Origin of the sequence: Actinosynnema sp. CA-299493, from assembly GCF_050946825.1 — a bacterium.
GTDB lineage: Bacteria > Actinomycetota > Actinomycetes > Mycobacteriales > Pseudonocardiaceae > Actinosynnema.
Window position 1 is genome coordinate 5,661,163 of record NZ_CP191993.1, and the last position, 17,663, is coordinate 5,678,825.

10 protein-coding genes are annotated in these 17,663 nt (G+C 72.9%); 7 read left to right on the top strand and 3 right to left on the bottom strand.

All coding sequences use genetic code 11. The features are described from left to right. Window positions 1-10: 10 nt before the first annotated feature. The 5 genes from ACQPYE_RS23685 (at window position 11) to ACQPYE_RS23705 (ending at window position 8,327) form a co-directional block, all read left to right on the top strand. Window positions 11-565: a hypothetical protein gene (locus ACQPYE_RS23685; protein WP_498714573.1), complete on the top strand. Its 555-nt coding sequence runs from the start codon at window positions 11-13 to the stop codon at window positions 563-565. Between the two features lie 357 nt (window positions 566-922). Beyond that, a complete protein-coding gene (locus ACQPYE_RS23690) occupies window positions 923-1,627 on the top strand; it encodes a VIT1/CCC1 transporter family protein (RefSeq protein ID WP_498714574.1) in 705 nt (234 codons plus the stop codon). A 140-nt stretch (window positions 1,628-1,767) separates the two neighbouring features. Then, window positions 1,768-1,980 carry a hypothetical protein gene (locus ACQPYE_RS23695; protein WP_498714575.1) on the top strand — a complete coding sequence of 71 codons (213 nt, stop codon included), beginning with the start codon at window positions 1,768-1,770 and terminating at the stop codon, window positions 1,978-1,980. 382 nt (window positions 1,981-2,362) lie between these two features. Further along, window positions 2,363-6,883 carry a glutamate synthase large subunit gene (gene gltB, locus ACQPYE_RS23700; protein ID WP_498714576.1) on the top strand — a complete coding sequence of 1,507 codons (4,521 nt, stop codon included), beginning with the start codon at window positions 2,363-2,365 and terminating at the stop codon, window positions 6,881-6,883. Beyond that, window positions 6,876-8,327, top strand: a complete 1,452-nt coding sequence (locus tag ACQPYE_RS23705; RefSeq protein WP_498714577.1) for a glutamate synthase subunit beta — start codon at window positions 6,876-6,878, stop codon at window positions 8,325-8,327. Before gltB ends, ACQPYE_RS23705 begins: the two co-directional genes overlap by 8 nt. A 100-nt stretch (window positions 8,328-8,427) precedes the next feature. Here ACQPYE_RS23705 and ACQPYE_RS23710 read toward each other — a convergent pair whose 3' ends face one another. Then, a complete protein-coding gene (locus ACQPYE_RS23710) occupies window positions 8,428-8,946 on the bottom strand; it encodes a MarR family winged helix-turn-helix transcriptional regulator (RefSeq protein ID WP_498714578.1) in 519 nt (172 codons plus the stop codon). 58 nt (window positions 8,947-9,004) lie between these two features. On the opposite strand from ACQPYE_RS23710, the gene ACQPYE_RS23715 reads away from it, so the two are divergent. Further along, window positions 9,005-10,516: a diguanylate cyclase domain-containing protein gene (locus ACQPYE_RS23715; protein WP_498714579.1), complete on the top strand. Its 1,512-nt coding sequence runs from the start codon at window positions 9,005-9,007 to the stop codon at window positions 10,514-10,516. A 226-nt stretch (window positions 10,517-10,742) separates the two neighbouring features. Continuing rightward, entirely contained in the window at window positions 10,743-11,093 is a 351-nt protein-coding gene (locus ACQPYE_RS23720; protein ID WP_498714580.1) for a substrate-binding domain-containing protein, read from the top strand. Between the two features lie 37 nt (window positions 11,094-11,130). Here the strand turns inward: ACQPYE_RS23720 and ACQPYE_RS23725 are convergent, their stop codons facing one another. Together ACQPYE_RS23725 and ACQPYE_RS23730 are read right to left on the bottom strand one after the other, a co-directional pair. Further along, window positions 11,131-12,108, bottom strand: a complete 978-nt coding sequence (locus ACQPYE_RS23725; protein WP_498714581.1) for a 3-oxoacyl-ACP synthase — start codon at window positions 12,106-12,108, stop codon at window positions 11,131-11,133. After that, on the bottom strand, window positions 12,105-17,663 hold the full coding sequence (locus ACQPYE_RS23730) for a condensation domain-containing protein (protein WP_498714582.1): 5,559 nt from the start codon (window positions 17,661-17,663) through the stop codon (window positions 12,105-12,107). The genes ACQPYE_RS23725 and ACQPYE_RS23730 overlap by 4 nt, the downstream gene beginning before the upstream one ends.

The following is a 17,663-nucleotide window of genomic DNA, read 5'->3' on the forward strand; positions in this document are numbered from 1 at the left end:
GGATGGCGGCGTGACCAGGGGCCTGCAGTACTTCGCCGCGTGGTCGGCGTCGACGGCGGTGGCGGTGGCGTTGTCGTGGCTGGGCATCCGGTTCGTGCTGGACGCGGGCGCACCCGAACGGCCGCGCGTCGTCGCCGGACCCACGCAGTCGTCGGCCGTCGCGAGCGCCACCACGACGACCACCACCGCCGTGCCCACCACCACGACGACCACGGTCGCGGTGATCGCGACGGTGGCGCCCACCACCACGACCACGACGGTCACGCCGACGACGACCACCACGACCACCCAACCCCTGCCGTCGGAGAACGGCACGTGGACCGAGCGCAACGGCGAACCGGTCTACCTCCGCAGCTTCACCCTGCGCGGGGGCGTCGCCGCGATCAGCTTCTCCGCCAAGGACATCGAGCCCATCTCGGCCGCACCGCGCCAGGGCTTCGCCGCCACCGTCGAACAGCCGGCGGACGCCGTCGTGGTCGAGTTCACCAGCGCCGCCGGCCACCGGTCCCGGCTGGAGGCCACCTGGGTCGGCGGACCGCAGTGGCGGATCGTGGAAACCGGCTGACCGGCCGACCGGCCGACCACCCGGCCGACAGCTGCGGGCTCGGCGTCGGCGCGTGGCCCAGCGGCACCGGCTGGTCAACCGGCGTTCACGCGCACCGCTCGGCGCACCGCCCGATGGGCCGTCGGGCGGCACGGGACGGGACCGGGCGGCACGCCGGCCGCGACCGAACCGACCACCGGACGACCATCGCGCCGACCCCGGACGGCACCGCGCGCCTGCCGGCCACCACTCCCCCGATTCGTCAGCCGGGAGTCGATCACCCGGGCCCCGACGGGCGGAACACCCGCGCTGTCCAGCCCTTCACCCGTTCGCGGGCGGGACGCCACCCGTTAGCCGCGTGGTGGTTCGATCAGGGTCATGACGCACCCGGGCGAAGCGCACCACGACGACCTCTCCGGCCGCCTCAACTGGCTGCGCGCCGGTGTCCTCGGCGCCAACGACGGCATCGTGTCGACGGCGGGACTCGTGGTCGGCGTCGCGGGCGCCACGGCCGACCGCGCCACGATCCTCGCGGCGGGTGTCGCCGGGCTCGTCGCGGGCTCGCTGTCGATGGCGGGCGGCGAGTACGTGTCGGTCAGCACCCAGCGGGACACCGAGCGGGCCGCGCTCAAGCTGGAGGAACGCGAGCTGCGCGAGATGCCCGAGGAGGAGGAGCGCGAGCTCGCCGGGATCTACCAGGACAAGGGGCTGTCCGAGGAGCTGGCCGCGCAGGTCGCCCGCGAGCTGACCGAGCAGGACGCCCTGCGCGCCCACGCCGAGGCCGAGCTGCAGATCGACCCGGACAACCTGACCAGCCCGTGGCAGGCCGCGTGGGCGTCGCTGGTGGCGTTCGCGGCCGGCGCGCTGATCCCGCTGATCGCGATCGTGCTGCCGCCGACGGGGTGGCGGGTGTGGGCGTGCGCGGCGGCCGTGCTGGTCGGCCTGGTGCTCACGGGTGTGGTCAGCGCGCGCCTCGGGTCGAGTCACGTGGGCCGCGCGGTGCGCCGCAACGTGGTCGTCGGGTCGCTCACGATGATCGTCACGTACTACGTCGGTCTCCTGTTCGGAGTAGCGCTCGGCTGACCACGATCACGCTCCGCACACACCCTCCGGGGTCGGCGGCAGAAAGTCGCCACCCGGAGGTGTGAGGTACGCAAAGTGCGGGTACACGCAGCCGACTTGTCGCCGACGAGTGCGACAGCCCCGGACCGGAGGTGCACGCCGTGATCCACCCACCGACATCCCTGCTCGTCCTGCGCGGCGAGAAGGCCGAGCGGCGGCTCTGGGCGTTGCTGGCCGCGCTGTTCGCGCTGGTCGCGGGCGTCAACGTGATCTTGGCCGTGAGCGAGGCCGCGTGGTGGCAGGGTGCGCTCGCGGCACTGTGCCTCGTCGTCGCGGTCGGGTGCGGGCGGGCCTCCAGAAGGGCCAACCGCTGACTTCACCCTGCACTGAAGCTACGAAAATAAGCGAAACTCTAGACCGACCGGGTGTACCGCGTTGGTCGCAACGGCGTCAAGTGGTGGTGTGATTCACCACGACGCCCTGTCGGACTAGAGCCATAACCGCGAATTCACACTATCGTCACAAGACCCCGGCAATCCCGGTGCACCGCCAAGCGCTCCCGAACGGCCCCATCCGGCCGCGAGGCGCGCACGAGCAAGTGCAGTTCTCCCGCACAACGGAGTGCGGAACCCACGCCGAAGATCTCTCGGGCGTGGATCCACAGCCAGTACCTGCAGGCCGAGCTGTCCGCGTAAAGCCGCGCGCGGGCGTTCGGCCGTCTCCGTATGCCCGGACGACGCCACGGGAGGGCCCGTTGTGACCCACCACCACAAGCCTGCCGAAAACAGGCTTCCCGGCCTTTACGACCCGCAGTACGAGCACGACGCCTGCGGTGTCGCGTTCGTCGCCGACCTGGCCGGTCGCAGAAACCACGCGATCGTCAACCAGGCTCTGGTCGCGCTGCGCAACCTCGAACACCGGGGTGCCCGCGGCGCGGAACCCGAAACCGGTGACGGCGCGGGCATCCTGATCCAGGTGCCCGACGCGTTCTACCGCGAGGTCGTCGGCTTCCCCCTGCCCGAGCCCGGCGGCTACGCGGTCGGCACCGCGTTCCTCCCCCAGGAGGGTCAGGCCGAGGTCAAGGCCGAAGTCGAGCGCATCGCCGCCGAGGAGGGCGCGACCGTCCTCGGGTGGCGCGAGCTGCCGGTCGACGCCGACCACGTCGGTCCGACCGCGAAGACCACCATGCCCGTGTTCAGCCAGCTCTTCCTCAGCAGGCCGGGAGGACCCGGTGCGGAGGGGCTGGAGCTGGAGCGACTGGCGTTCGTGGTGCGCAAGCGCGTGGAGCACGCGACCGACGTGTACTTCCCGAGCCTGTCCGGGCGGACGATCGTCTACAAGGGCATGCTCACCGAGCCCCAGGTGGAGAAGTTCTTCCCCGACCTGACCGACGAGCGGGTCACCAGCTCGATCGGCCTGGTGCACTCGCGGTTCTCCACCAACACGTTCCCGTCGTGGCCGCTGGCCCACCCGTACCGGTACGTGGCGCACAACGGTGAGATCAACACGCTGCGCGGCAACCGGAACTGGATGGACGCGCGCGAGTCGGTGCTCGCCACCGACCTGATCCCCGGCGACCTGTCGCGGGTCTTCCCGGTCATCACGCGCGGCGCCAGCGACTCGGCGACGTTCGACGAGGTGCTGGAGCTGCTGCACCTGGGCGGGCGCAGCCTGCCGCACGCGGTGCTGATGATGATCCCCGAGGCGTGGGAGAACCACGCCGAGATGGACGCGCAACGGCGCGCGTTCTACGAGTTCCACTCCACGCTCATGGAGCCGTGGGACGGCCCGGCGCTGGTGGCCTTCACCGACGGCACGCTGATCGGCGCGGTGCTCGACCGCAACGGCCTGCGCCCGGCCCGGTACTGGGTCACCGAGGACGGCCTGGTCGTGCTCGGCAGCGAGGCGGGCGTGCTGGAGTTCGACCCGGCCACGATCGTGCGCAAGGGCCGGCTGGAGCCGGGCCGGATGTTCCTGGTCGACACCGCCCAGGGGCGGATCATCGACGACGAGGAGATCAAGGGGCAGCTCGCGGCCGAGCACCCGTACCAGGAGTGGGTCGCCGACGGCATCCTGCACCTGGCCGACCTCCCGGCGCGTGAGCGCGAGGTGCCGACGCACTCGTCCCTGGTCCGCCGCCAGCAGGCGTTCGGCTACACGGAAGAGGAAATGGCGCTGCTGCTGCGCCCGATGGCGCGCTCCGGCGCGGAACCGATCGGCTCGATGGGCAACGACGCGCCCTTCGCGCCGCTGTCGGACCGGCCGCGGCAGCTGTTCGACTACTTCACGCAGCTGTTCGCCCAGGTGACCAACCCGCCGCTGGACGCGATCCGCGAGGAGCTGGTGACCTCGCTGCACGCCACCCTCGGCGCGGAGCCGAACCTGTTGTCGGCGGACGCCACGTCGTGCCGCCGGATCTCGCTGCCGTTCCCCGTGCTGGACAACGACGAGCTGGCCAAGCTCGTGCACGTGGACGACGACGGCACGCTGCCGGAGTTCCGCACGTTCACCGTGCGCGGCCTCTACGAGGTGGCGGGCGGCGGCGAGGCGCTGGTGCGGCGGCTGGACGAGATCCGGGCCGAGGTGTCGCGGGCGATCGAGGACGGCGCGCGGCTCGTCGTGCTGTCCGACCGGGGCGTCGACCAGGAGCACGCGCCGATCCCGTCGCTGCTGCTGACCGGCGCGGTGCACCACCACCTGGTGCGCGAGAAGACCCGCACGCAGGTGGACCTGATCGTGGAGGCGGGCGACGCCCGCGAGGTGCACCACATCGCGCTGCTCGTGGGCTACGGCGCGAAGGCGGTGAACCCGTACCTGGCCATGGCGTCGGTCGAGGAGCTGCCGGACGTCGAGCCCGAGGTGGCGACCCGCAACCTGATCAAGGCGCTGGGCAAGGGCGTGCGCAAGACGATGTCCAAGATGGGCGTCTCGACCGTGGCGTCCTACACCGGCGCGCAGATCTTCGAGGCGATCGGCCTCGGCGACGAGGTCGTGGACACGTGCTTCACCGGCACCACCTCGCGGCTGGGCGGCATCGGCTTCGACGTCATCGCCGAGGAAGTGGCGCGGCGGCACCGGGTGGCGTTCCCGGCCGACGGCGTCCGGGCGCACCACCGCGAGCTGGCGGTCGGCGGCGACTACCAGTGGCGCCGCGAGGGCGAGGCGCACCTGTTCAACCCGCAGACGGTGTTCAAGCTCCAGCACTCCACCCGCACCGGGCGGTACGACATCTTCAAGGAGTACACGCGGGGCGTGGACGAGCAGGCCAAGCGGCTGATGACGCTGCGCGGGCTGTTCGCCTTCAAGGAGGGCGTGCGCGAGCCGGTGCCGATCGAGGAGGTCGAGCCGGTCTCGTCCATCGTGAAGCGGTTCGCCACCGGCGCCATCTCCTACGGCTCCATCTCGCAGGAGATGCACGAGGTGCTGGCCATCGCGATGAACCGGCTGGGCGCGAAGTCCAACACCGGTGAGGGCGGCGAGGACTCGGAGCGGTTCACGCCCGACGCCAACGGCGACTCGCGCCGTTCGGCGATCAAGCAGGTGGCGTCCGGCCGGTTCGGCGTGACGAGCGAGTACCTGGTCAACGCCGACGACATCCAGATCAAGATGGCGCAGGGCGCGAAGCCCGGCGAGGGCGGCCAGCTGCCCGGCGCGAAGGTGTACCCGTGGATCGCCAAGACCCGGCACTCCACGCCCGGTGTCGGCCTGATCTCGCCGCCGCCGCACCACGACATCTACTCGATCGAGGACCTGGCGCAGCTCATCCACGACCTGAAGAACGCCAACCCGGCGGCGCGCATCCACGTGAAGCTCGTCTCCGAGGTAGGCGTCGGCACGGTCGCGGCGGGGGTGTCCAAGGCGCACGCGGACGTCGTGCTGATCTCCGGGCACGACGGCGGCACCGGCGCCTCCCCCCTGTCCTCCATCAAGCACGCGGGCGGGCCGTGGGAGCTGGGCCTGGCCGAGACGCAGCAGACGCTGCTGGCCAACCGGTTGCGCGACCGGATCGTGGTGCAGACCGACGGCCAGCTCAAGACCGGGCGCGACGTGGTGATCGCGGCGCTGCTCGGCGCGGAGGAGTTCGGCTTCGCCACCGCTCCCCTGGTCGTGTCGGGCTGCATCATGATGCGGGTCTGCCACCTGGACACCTGTCCGGTCGGCGTGGCCACGCAGAACCCGGTGCTGCGGGCGAAGTTCGCGGGCAAGGCCGAGCACGTGGTGAACTTCTTCGAGTTCGTCGCGCAGGAGGTCCGGGAGCTGTTGGCGCAGCTGGGCTTCCGCACCCTGGCCGAGGCCGTCGGGCACGCGGACCTGCTCGACACGCGGGCCGCGGTGGACCACTGGAAGGCGGCCGGGCTCGACCTGTCGCCGATCTTCCACGTCCCGTCGCTGCCCGAGGGCGCGGCGCGGCACCGCACCACCTCCCAGGACCACGGTCTGGACAAGGCGTTGGACAACACGCTGATCCAGCTCGCCGAGGGCGCGATCGCCTCCGGCGACCGGGTGCGGCTGGAACTGCCGGTGCGCAACGTCAACCGCACCGTCGGCACCATGCTCGGCTCCGAGGTGACCAGGCGGTGGGGCGGCGAGGGCCTGCCCGACGACACGATCGACGTCACGTTCACCGGCACGGCCGGGCAGTCGTTCGGCGCGTTCGTGCCGCGCGGCATCACGTTGCGGCTCATCGGCGACGCGAACGACTACGTGGCCAAGGGCCTGTCGGGCGGGCGGATCGTCGTCCGGCCGGTGCCCGACGCGCAGTTCGCCGCCGAGCAGCACATCATCGCCGGCAACGTGATCGGCTACGGCGCGACCGGCGGCGAGGTCTTCCTGCGCGGCAAGGTCGGCGAGCGGTTCTGCGTGCGCAACTCGGGCGCGCTGGCCGTCGTCGAGGGCGTCGGCGACCACGGTTGCGAGTACATGACCGGTGGCCGGGTGGTGGTGCTCGGCGCGACCGGGCGCAACTTCGCCGCGGGCATGTCCGGCGGCATCGCCTACGTGCTGGACGTGGCCGTGCCGCGGGTCAACCCCGAGATGGTGGACCTGGACCCGCTGGACGAGGCGGACCGCGAGTTCCTTCGGCACGCGGTGGAGAAGCACTACCTGGAGACGGACTCGGCGGTGGCGCACGCGCTGCTGGCCGACTGGGACCTCGCGGTGGACCGGTTCACCAAGGTCATGCCGAAGGACTACAAGCGGGTGCTGGCGGCACAGGCCCGGGCCGTGCTGGAGGGCCGGGACGTCAACGAAGCGATCATGGAGGCGTCTCATGGCTGACCCTCGTGGGTTCCTCACCACCGAGCGGGAGACCCCGCGCAGCCGTCCGGTGTTCCTGCGCCTGCGCGACTGGCGCGAGGTGTACGAGGAGTTCGAGCGGCCCAAGCTGGAGAAGCAGGCCGGCCGGTGCATGGACTGCGGCATCCCGTTCTGCCACCAGGGCTGTCCGCTGGGGAACCTGATCCCCGAGTGGAACAACCTGGTGTTCAGCGACGACTGGCGCAAAGCCTCGGAGCGGCTGCACGCCACCAACAACTTCCCGGAGTTCACCGGGACGTTGTGCCCGGCGCCGTGCGAGGCCGCGTGCGTGGTGGGGATCAACGGCGATCCCGTCACCATCAAGCGGGTCGAGATCTCCATCATCGACCGGGCGTGGGACGAGGGCTGGGTCACGCCCCAGCTGCCGGCCGCGCGCACCGGTCGTTCGGTGGCCGTCGTGGGGTCCGGGCCGGCTGGTCTGGCCGCCGCGCAGCAGCTCACCCGGGCCGGGCACGACGTGACGGTGCTGGAGCGGGCCGACGCGATCGGCGGGCTGCTGCGCTACGGCATCCCCGAGTTCAAGATGGAGAAGTGGCGGCTGGACCGCCGGTTGGACCAGATGCGGGCCGAGGGCACCGAGTTCCGGACGAACGTGAACGTCGGCGTCGACGTCACGGTCGAACAGCTGCGGGAGTCCTACGACGCGGTGGTGCTGGCCGGCGGCGCGACGGCGTGGCGCGACCTGCCCGTGCCCGGCCGCGCGCTGGCCGGGGTGCACCAGGCGATGGAGTACCTGCCGGGCGCGAACCGGGTGGCGCGCGGCGAGCTGGACGCGCCGCCGATCACGGCGGAGGGCAAGCACGTCGTCGTCATCGGCGGCGGCGACACCGGCGCGGACTGCGTCGGCACGGCCCACCGCCAGGGCGCGTTGTCGGTGACGCAGCTGGAGATCATGCCCCGGCCGCCGGAGAAGCGCGCCGAGGCGCACCCGTGGCCGACCTACCCGATGCTGTACCGGGTCACGTCGGCGCACGAGGAGGGCGGCGAGCGCCTGTACTCGGTGTCCACCGCGGAGTTCCTCGACGACGGCGAGGGCGCGGTGCGGGCGTTGAAGCTGGTCGAGGTCGAGGCGTCCGGCGGCCGGTTCGAGCCCGTGCCCGGCAGCGAGCGGGAGATCCCGGCGCAGCTGGTGACGCTGGCGATGGGCTTCGTCGGCCCGGAGAAGGACGGCCTGCTCACCGAGCTGGGCGTCGACCTCGACGCGCGCGGCAACGTGGCGCGCGACGACGAGTTCGCGACCTCGGTCGACGGCGTGTTCGTGGCCGGTGACATGGGCCGCGGCCAGTCGCTGATCGTGTGGGCCATCGCCGAGGGCCGCTCGGCCGCCGCCGGCGTGGACGCCTACCTGACGGGCCGCGCCGTGCTGCCCAGGCCGATCGAGCCGACCGACCGGCCGCTCGTGTGACTCGTTCCCGGCCGCACAGCGCCGTGCGGTCGGGGACGCCCTCCCCGCGTGGCCGGACAGCGTGGTCCGGCCACGCGGCTTGGTCGACCCGGTGCGCGGGTCACTTGGGCCGGGCGGCGGCCACTCGTCGGATCAACTGCACCATCTGAGCGCGCTCGTCCTCGTCCAGCACGGCGAACCACCGCGCCTCGCGCGCGTTCTGGTGCGGGAAGACGCGCGACACCGCCGAGCGGCCCTCCTCTGTGAGCGCCACGAACACCACCCGCCGGTCCTGGCCGTCCCTGGTCCGCTCGACCAGCCCGGCCCGCTCCAGCGTGTTGATCAGGTTGGACATCGCCGACCTGGTCGTGCCGGACAGGTCGGCCAGCCGGGCGGGCTGGGTCGGGCCGAGGATCCAGAGCTTGAACATCAGCCGGAACCCAGGCATGGTCCACCCCTGCTCGCGGTGCACCAGGGCCTCGTAGTCGGTGATCATCATGTACGCCAGGTGCAGCACGTTGTAGGAGAGGCCGAACGCGTCCGCGTCGCCTCCCAAGTCGCCGATCCGGTGCCGGGCGAACCGCTCGTACTCCTGCTCCGTCGCCACGTCGGCGGCGACGGGAACCTCCTGCTCTGCCACCCGGCGATCCTCCCAGGTGACCCGGCCGAAGGCACCGGAATGCGGCACACTGACCGACGTGATCGGGACGAGGAGGTTCGCCGTCACGGCCGCGGTCGTGCTGGCGCTGGCCACCGCCGCGTCCGTGGCCGCGAGCTTCGACATCGTCAAGGGCGAGGGCGCGGTGGTCCTCGACGACCTCGCCCAGCTCGCCACCGGCCTGTTCGCCACCGGTTGCTGCTGGTGGACTGCCCGCCGGGCGACCGGGCCGGACCGCCGTTGGCGGCTGGCGACGGGGTTCGGCATGGCGGGCTGGTCCACCGGTCAGGCGTTGTGGACGTGGTACCAGCTGGTCGAGCGGCGCGCGGTGCCGTCACCGTCCCCGGCGGACGCCGGTTACCTCAGCATCGTGCCGTTCGCGTTCGTGGCGCTGCTCGTCATCGGCAACTTCCGCCGGTCGGACTCGCCCGACGCGCTGCTGGACCGCCGGTCCCGCGGCGCCCGGCTGGTGCTGCTGCTGGACGGCCTGATCGTGGTCGGGTCGCTGTTCGTGCTGACCTGGACCACGTCGCTCGGCGGGCTGGTCGCGGCCGGGAACCCGGGTTCGTCGGCGTTCCTGGTGGCCATCGCCTACCCGGTGACGGACCTGGTGCTGCTGGTGATCGTGGTGGCGCTGAGCGCGGACCGCAAGGTCGTGCTGCGACCGCAGCTGCGGTTGCTCGGGCTCGGCCTGGTCGCGTTGGCCGCGTCCGACTTCGCGTTCGCCTACCTGGTCAGCGTCCAGGCGCCGGAGGTGCCGCCGCTGGCCAACGCCGGGTTCGTGGTGGGACCCGCGCTGATCGCGCTGGCCGCGCTGGCGCCCCTGCCGACGTCGGCGACCGGCCCGAGCCGCGTCCGGCGGCCGTGGCAGTGGGCGTACCTGCTGATGCCGTACGTGCCCTTACTGGTCAGCAGCGTGCTGGTGCTGCGGCGCACGATCATCGGCGACCTCGGGCCGTTGGACGCGGTCGAGATCGGCTGCGGCTTCACCGTGTTCGTCGCGGTGATCCTGCGGCAGCTGGTGACCCTTGTGGACAACACGAAGCTCGTGCTGCTGCTGCGCGAGTCCGAGCGCACCCTGACGCACCAGGCGCACCACGACCCGTTGACCGGCTTGGCCAACCGGGCGCTGTTCGAGCGCCGGTTGGACGAGGCGATGGCCGAGCACCACCGCGACGGCACGCCGTTCGGGCTGCTGTTCGTGGACCTGGACGACTTCAAGGCGGTCAACGACGTCTCCGGCCACGCGCACGGCGACGCGATGCTCGAACGGGTGGCGCAGCGGCTGCGGCAGTGCGTCCGCGACACCGACGTGGTGGCCCGGCTCGGCGGTGACGAGTTCGGCGTCCTGGTGGAGGGGCTGGAGGAGCCGGAGAAGGTGGCGTTCCGCATCCTCGACGTGCTCGGCGAGGAGATCAGCGCGTCGGTCGGCGTGGTGATCTGCGCCGATCCCGACCCCGAGGCCACCGCCGCGTCCGTGCTCAGCCGCGCCGACAACGCCATGTACGAGGCCAAGCGCGACGGCGGCCGGGGTCTGGTCATCCACACCTGACGCGCGCCCGGGATTCCCGGTAAATTCCCGCGATTTACCGGGTCTCGGTTATTCGGAACACCATCGCGTCACCTCGCGGACGCGGATCGTATTGGTGCTTGACGTGACCGGGGGAACGGCGGTTGAAATCCTTTTTCCACCTTCCGCCAGTAATCGCCGGAGTTGTCGATGCACGCTCGGAGAGCGCTCTCCTGCACAGTGGTCATGATGTTCGTCGTGAGTTGCGGTGATCGCCCGGGCGCTGCGGTTCGCCGGGGTGGAGCCGCTGATCGAGCAGGCCGACAACGACGAGGCCGGGTTCGCGGCCATCGCGGACGACATGATCGCGCGCCGGGTCGACGTCCTGATGACCACGCCGCTGAGCCGGGCCGGCGGGGTCGCGGTCGAGGCCAAGGCGAAGGCGGCCGGGATACCGGTCGTCAACTGCGACCGGATCAGCCTCGGCGGGCACGCCGACCTCGTCACCCGCGAGAACGTCCGCCAGGTGGCCGTCTCGGAGAACGCGATCAAGGCGGCCGACCTGTGCGCGGGCGACGTCGCCGCCGCGTGCGCCGAGGTCGGCATCCTGGTCGGCTGAGGCGCGAAGCGTGCGGCGGGCAGCGTGCGGCGGGCGGCTACAGGAGGTGGGTCTCGTCCGGCCCGGTCCCCGTCTCCACCAGGACCGCGCTCCACGCCGCGGCGGGGCTGGCGTCCAGCAGGACGACGCGGCTGCCCGGCGGGACGGTGGTGGTGTGGAGGTTGTGGAAGGTGTCGTTCGGGCCCAGGTGCGCGTAGCGGGCGAGGTTCTCGGCGCACGACGGCGCCAGCGGCGTGCCCAGGATCTCGGCGTAGTTGTGCTGCGAGGGGCGGGAGAGGTTCTGCGCCACGAAGCACGTCACGTCCGCCGTGGTCAGGCCGTTGCGGGTGAGCAGGCGGGAGGTGAGGTCGCGCAGGCGGTTGCGGGTCTCCACGGCCAGTCGGAAGGAGTAGGTGACCGGATCGGCGCACTCCTCGCGCCACTTGTCGAACGGGCGGTCGCGGTAGGGCACCCGGAACAGGTCGGCGTAGTCGCCGTTCGTCTCCAGCAGCACGTCGCGGATGCGCGTGTCACCGGTCCTGGTGAGCACGAGCGCGCCGCCGCTGTCGCCGTTGACCGTCACCGGGTGGCGGTAGCGGCGGGAGGTGGCCGGCTTGCTGCCGTGCGCCACCAGCACGGTCCGCACGTCGGGGTCGCGCAGCAGGCCGGCGGCGGTCATCAGGGCCGGGGTCAGGGACGCGCACCCCAGGCCGCCGACGGAGAACGCCATCGCGCGCCGTGCGCCCAGGGCCGCCTGGAGCCGGGTGGCGTCCGAGCTGATCAGCGTCTCGGGCGCCCGTGCCTCCACCGTGATCACGACGTCGACGTCGGCCTCCGACCGGGAGGCGGCGGCCAGGGCGCGGCGTGCCGCCACCGCGGCCAGGTCGGTGACCCCCGCTTCGGCCACGGCGACGCTCTCGATGCCCAGGGCCTCGCCGACGGCCCGCTCCGCGTCGTCCAGCTCCGCCCACTCCGGCAACTGCCGCAGGGGGACCGGGTCGCCGAGGCACCAGCCCGAGCCCGCGAGGGCGATCACGCCAGCTCCCGGTAGCCGGCGGTGATCTCGTCCGCCAGGGCCTCCAGTTCGGACTGGCCGAAGTCGACCAGGCTGTTGATCTCCAGGCGCACCTCGCCCTCCCGCTCCGACACGGCGATGATCAACGGGAACCAGGACGTCATGGCGCGCTTCAGGTTCACCGACAGGTCCCAGCGCGTCCGCAGCAACCCGACACCGGAGTCGAACGCCGCCATGTCGCCCGGCACGTGCACGAGCAGCGCGCGCGGTTCGGGCAGCGCCCGCAGCTCCGACACGGCGGGCCCGTGCGGCGAGAGGTGGCGGAGCACGCCGTACCCCACGCCGTCGTGCGGCACGGACCGGGCGCGGTCCACCACCAGTCGCAGCGCGTCGTGCGCGCTCCCGGCCACCGGCAGCGCCACCGGGTGCAGGGTGGTGAACCAGCCGATGGACGGTCCGCGCCCGGCGGGCCGGTACACGTTCGGCGTCGCCTCCCCCTCCACCGTCAGGTAGGCGCCCGCCGAACCACGCCACCGGGCCAGCCCCAACGCCACCGCGCACAACGCGACTTCACGCTTGGACGCCGCCGTGTCGGGGGTGGCCGCGGCCGAACCCCCACCACCGACACCCGCCGACACCCCGACCGCCCGGCTCACCGAGCCCTCGCCGCCGGCACCTCCCGGCCCCCCGGCGGACTCGATCGACCGGCTCACCAGGCCCTCGCCGCCGGCGCCCTCCAGCACGCCGAAGGACGCGCCCTCGCGCAGGACCGCCGTCCAGTACCCCAACTCCCCCGCCACCTCGTCGGACGCCGCCAGGTCGTGCAGCCGCCACGCCCACTCCCGCCACCCGGCCGGCGCGGGCGGGTTCGTCGCGGCGCGGCCCGCCGCCACCTCGCCCAGCAGCACGTCGAGGTCGTCCATCAGCACGACGGTGGACATGTTGTCGAACACGAAGTGGTGCACCAAGAACACCAGCAGCCCACCGCGCCGGTGCCCGCGCTCGTAGTACCGGGCGCGGGCGAGCGGCCCGCGCTCCAGGTCCAGGTCGTCCTTCAACGCCCGGCAGTCCGCCTCGACCACGTCCCGCTCGTCACCCGGCGGCAGGAACACCACGTCGAACGGCACCTCGGCGTCCGCGACGCACTCCGCCCGCGTGCCCACGAGGTTGCGGCGGAACCGGTAGCGCAGCGGTTCGTGCCGCGCGACCAGGTGTCGCACGGCGGTGCGCACGACGTCAGCGGTGATGTCGGCGGAGGTCAGCTCCAGCACGTGCACTTCGACGAAGTCGCCGCGCCGGTCGGGCAGGTGGTCCAGGAAATCGCGCATGATCGGCGTCAACGGGATCGACCGCTCGTCCGGCACCGCGACCGCCGCCATCGCACCGTCCGGCACCGCACCGTCCGGCACCACACCGCCCGCCACCGCCCCGCCGGACGCCGCCGCGTTCAGCCCGGCGACACCAGGCACGGCGACACCGGGCACCGCGACACTGGTGGCCGGCACGGCGGATTCGCCGTCCACCACGGCCGCCGCCGCCAGCTCACCCAGCGTCGGGTGTTGCAGCAACTGCTGCGGTGTGATGTGCACCCCCGCCTTCGCCGCCCGTGCCGCCACCCGCACGCCGAGGACCGAATCACCGCCCAGCGCGAAGAAGTTGTCCCTCGCCGACACGGAGGCCGCGCCGAGCAGGTCCGCGCAGATCGCGCTCAGCACCTCCACCGCCCGAGCCGGACCGTTGCTCGTCACACGCGCCTCCAAGCGCTCGGGCATCACCACGGCCTCGGGTGTCACCACGGCCTCGGGCGTCACCACCGCGAGGTCGTCCAGCAGGACGTCGGGATCGGCCACGACCCGTGCCACCAGGGCGGGCAGCCACGTGGCCAGCCGCGCGGCCGTCTCCCGGTCGTACAGCGCCGCCACGTACTCCAGGTAGCCGCTCATCGGCCCCTCGCCCTGGTCCACCACGCCGACGGTCAGGTCGAACTTCGCGGTGCCGGGCGCGATGCCCGCGATCGCGCCGTCGAGGTACCGCGAGCACGGCAGGCCGGCCAGCTCGGCGGTCGCCTGCGGCACGTTCTGGTAGGTGTAGACGACGTCGAACAGCGGGTGCCGCCCCGGGTCCCGGCGGCCGAGCACGTCGGCGACGATCTTCTCCAGCGGCACCTCCTCGTGGTCGAGCACGTCGGCGACGGTGCGGGCGCAGCGCTTGACCAGGTCGCGGAACCGCAGCTCGCCGCCCACCGGCGTGCGGAACGGCAGCACGTTGTTGAAGTAGCCGATCAGGTCGTGCGAGGCCGGGTCGACCCGCCCGGACGTGGCCACGCCCACCACCACGTCGGTGAGCCGCCCCCAGCGGTGCAGCAGGACGTCGACCACGGCCAGCATGGTGACGAACGTGGTCACACCCAGCCGCCTGCTCAACGCCCGGACCGCCTCGGCGTCCCGCGCGCCCACCTCGAACTCCACCATCCCGCCCTCGAACGAGCGCGTGGTGGGCCGCGGCCGGTCCAGCGGCAGCTCCGGCGACCGCAGGCCCGCCAGCGCCGACCGCCAGAACCGCAGCCCGTCGGCCAGCTCCCCGTCGGCGAACCGGCGGCGCTGCCACTCGGCGAAGTCGGCGTACTGGGCCGACAGCTCGGGCAGCGCCGGCTCGCGACCGGTCAGCGCGGCCTGGTACAGCTCGGTGAAGTCGCGGAAGAACACCGTGGGCGACCAGCCGTCGAAGACGATGTGGTGGTAGCTCCACATCAGCACGTGGTCCTGCTCGGCCAGGCGCAGCACCGTGGTCCGCACCAACGGCCCCGCCGCGAGGTCGAACGAGCGCAGTGCCTCGGCGTCGACCACCCGCCGCGCCTCGCGGTGCCGTTCGACCTCCGGCAACGCGCTGAGGTCGAGCACGACGACCTCGGGTTCCTCCTCCCGCACGTACGCCCGCGGCACGCCGTCGTCATCGGCCTCGATGCGGGTGCGCAGCACCTCGTGCCGGGCCAGCACCCCGCGCACGGCCGCGACGAGCGCCGTCTCGTCCAGCGGGCCGGTCAGCCGCAGGTCGTGGGGGATGTTGTAGAGCGGGGTGCCCGGGTCGAGCCGGTCGAGGTACCACAGCTGCTCCTGCCCGAACGACACCGGCAGCGCGCCGCCGCGCGGCACCGGCTCCAGCACCGCGGACGTGACCGTGCCGCCCGCCGCGGTCAGCTCGGCCACCCGTGCGGCCAGCCCCCGGACGGTGGGGTGGGCGTAGAGGTCGGCGAACGTCGGGTGCACGCCGAAGTCCCGTTCGAGCGCGCGCAGCACGCTGATCCCGGCGATGGACGTGCCGCCGAGGGCGAAGTAGTCCGAGTCCGGTGTCAGGTCCTCCGCGCCCAGGACCTCCTGCCACACCTCGGCGACCCGGGCCTCGGGTGTCGCGCCGGTGGCGGGACGGGGGTGTGCGAGCACCGGCCGCAGCCGGGTGTCCTCGACCGGGCCGAGCGGGCGGCACCAGCAGCGCACCTGCTCGAACGGGTAGGTCGGCGCCTCGATGCGCGGGATGGCGGTGTCGGCGTAGTGGGCGTCCCAGTCGATCCGCGCGCCGAGCCGGTACAGCGCCCCGAGCTGGCGCAGCACGCCGCGCCGCCCGGGCACGGCGAACAGCTCCACGCACGGCAGGTCCGGCCGCAGTCGGCGGATCTCGCGGGTCAGCACGCCGTTGCCGCCCAGGTCGACCAGCACGGCCCGGTCGGCGGCGAACCGCTCGACGACCCGGGCCAGCCGGTCGCGGTCGAGTTCGCCGCTCAACCCCAGTTCCGCGGCGGTGGCGATGGCGTCCTCGACGGACAGCTCACCCCGGGCCACGCGGACGGCCAGGTTGCCGGCGCCGGAGCCGACGAGGTGCGCGTCCCGCACGCCGAGCTCCCGGGCCAGGCCGAGCAACGCGGTCTGCGCCACGACCAGCCGGGCCGCGGGCGTCGCGGGCAGCGTCACGCCGGCCAGCGCGGGGAACTCGGCGGCCAGTTCCGCCCACGTCCCCTCGTCCGGCGCGGCGTCACCGGACAGCAGCACCACGACCGGCCGGTCCTCGGGCGCGGCCTCGTCCGGCGGCACGGCGTCGCGGAGCGCCTTCACCAGCTCTTCCGGGCTCTCGACCGGGAACGCGCCGCGGTACGGGTGGTCGTCCCGGCCGCGGTTCATCGCGTGGGCCACGGTGCGCAGGCCGTGCCCGGTGCGCTCGACGAAGTCGGCGAGGCGGTCGCAGTAGGCCTGGAACGCGGTGGCGGACTTCGCCGACACGGTCACCAGCTCGACACCGGACCCCGGTTCGGGCGACGCCTGCGCGGGCGGCTGCTCCAGCACCGCGTGGACGTTGGTCCCGGTCATGCCGAGCGCGCTCACGCCCGCCCGGCGCGGCACGCCGTCGCGCTCGGGCCACGGCCGGAGCCCGGGGTTGACGTGCACCGGTCCGGACAGGTCGAGCATCGGGTTGGGCGACTCGAAGTGCGCCGTGGGGTACAGCTCCCCGTGCCGCACGGACAGCAGCGCCTTGAGCAGGCCGGCCATGCCGGCGGCGCCGTCGAGGTGGCCGACGTTGCCCTTGATCGAGCCGATGGCGGCGCCCGGCGCGGGCACGCCGGCGTCGGCGAACGCCTGGCGGAGCGCGTCCACCTCGATCACGTCGCCGAGCGGTGTGGCCGAGCCGTGGCACTCGACGTAGGCGACGGTCGCCGGGTCGACGTCGGCGTCCTGCCAGGCCTGGTGCAGCACCTCGGTCTGCGCCACGCGGCTGGGCGCGCTGAGCCCGACCATCCGGTGGCCGTTGTGGTTGACCGCGATGCCCTTGACCACCGCCCGGATGGGGTCGCCCGCCGCCACCGCGTCGCGCAACCGGCGCAGCAGCACGACCGCGCCACCCTCGCCCGCGGTGGCTCCGGTGGCGCGTTCGTCGAACGGCCGGCAGTGCCCGTCCGTGGACTCCACGCCGCGCACGGGCGTGTGGGTCTGCTCGGTGAACAGCACCGGCCGCACGCTGACCCCACCCGCCAGCGCCAGGTCGGCGGTGCCCTTGCGCAACGCGTCCACCGCGCCCGCCAGCGCGGTGAGGCTGCTGCTGCACGCCGTGTCGACGACGTACGCCGGTCCGGTGAGGTCGAGGTGGTAGGAGATCCGGGCGGCCGAGGACGCCGACAGCGCGCCGAGCGTCTGGTGCGGGTCGTCGCCCTGGTACAGGGTCTCGTAGTCGGACTGCGAGTGGCCGAGCACGACGGCGGTGCGCGAGCCGCGCAGCGAGCCGGGCGCCAGGCAGGCGTTCTCGATCGCTTCGTGCGCGAGTTGGAGCAGGAGCCGCTGGTGGGGGTCCATCATCTCGGCCTCGCGGCGGGAGATGCCGAAGAACCGGTGGTCGAACACGTCGATCCGGTCGAGGTAGGCCATGGGCAGGTACCGGGTGCCGGGGTGGCCGCCGGTGTGGCGCACGCGGGTCGGCGACGGCTGTCCGACCAGGTCGGCGCCCCCTGCCAACAGCCGGTGCAGGTCGTCGAGCCCGGTCGAGCCGGGGAGCAGCGTGGCGACCCCGATGATGGCGATGTCCTCGTCCCGCAC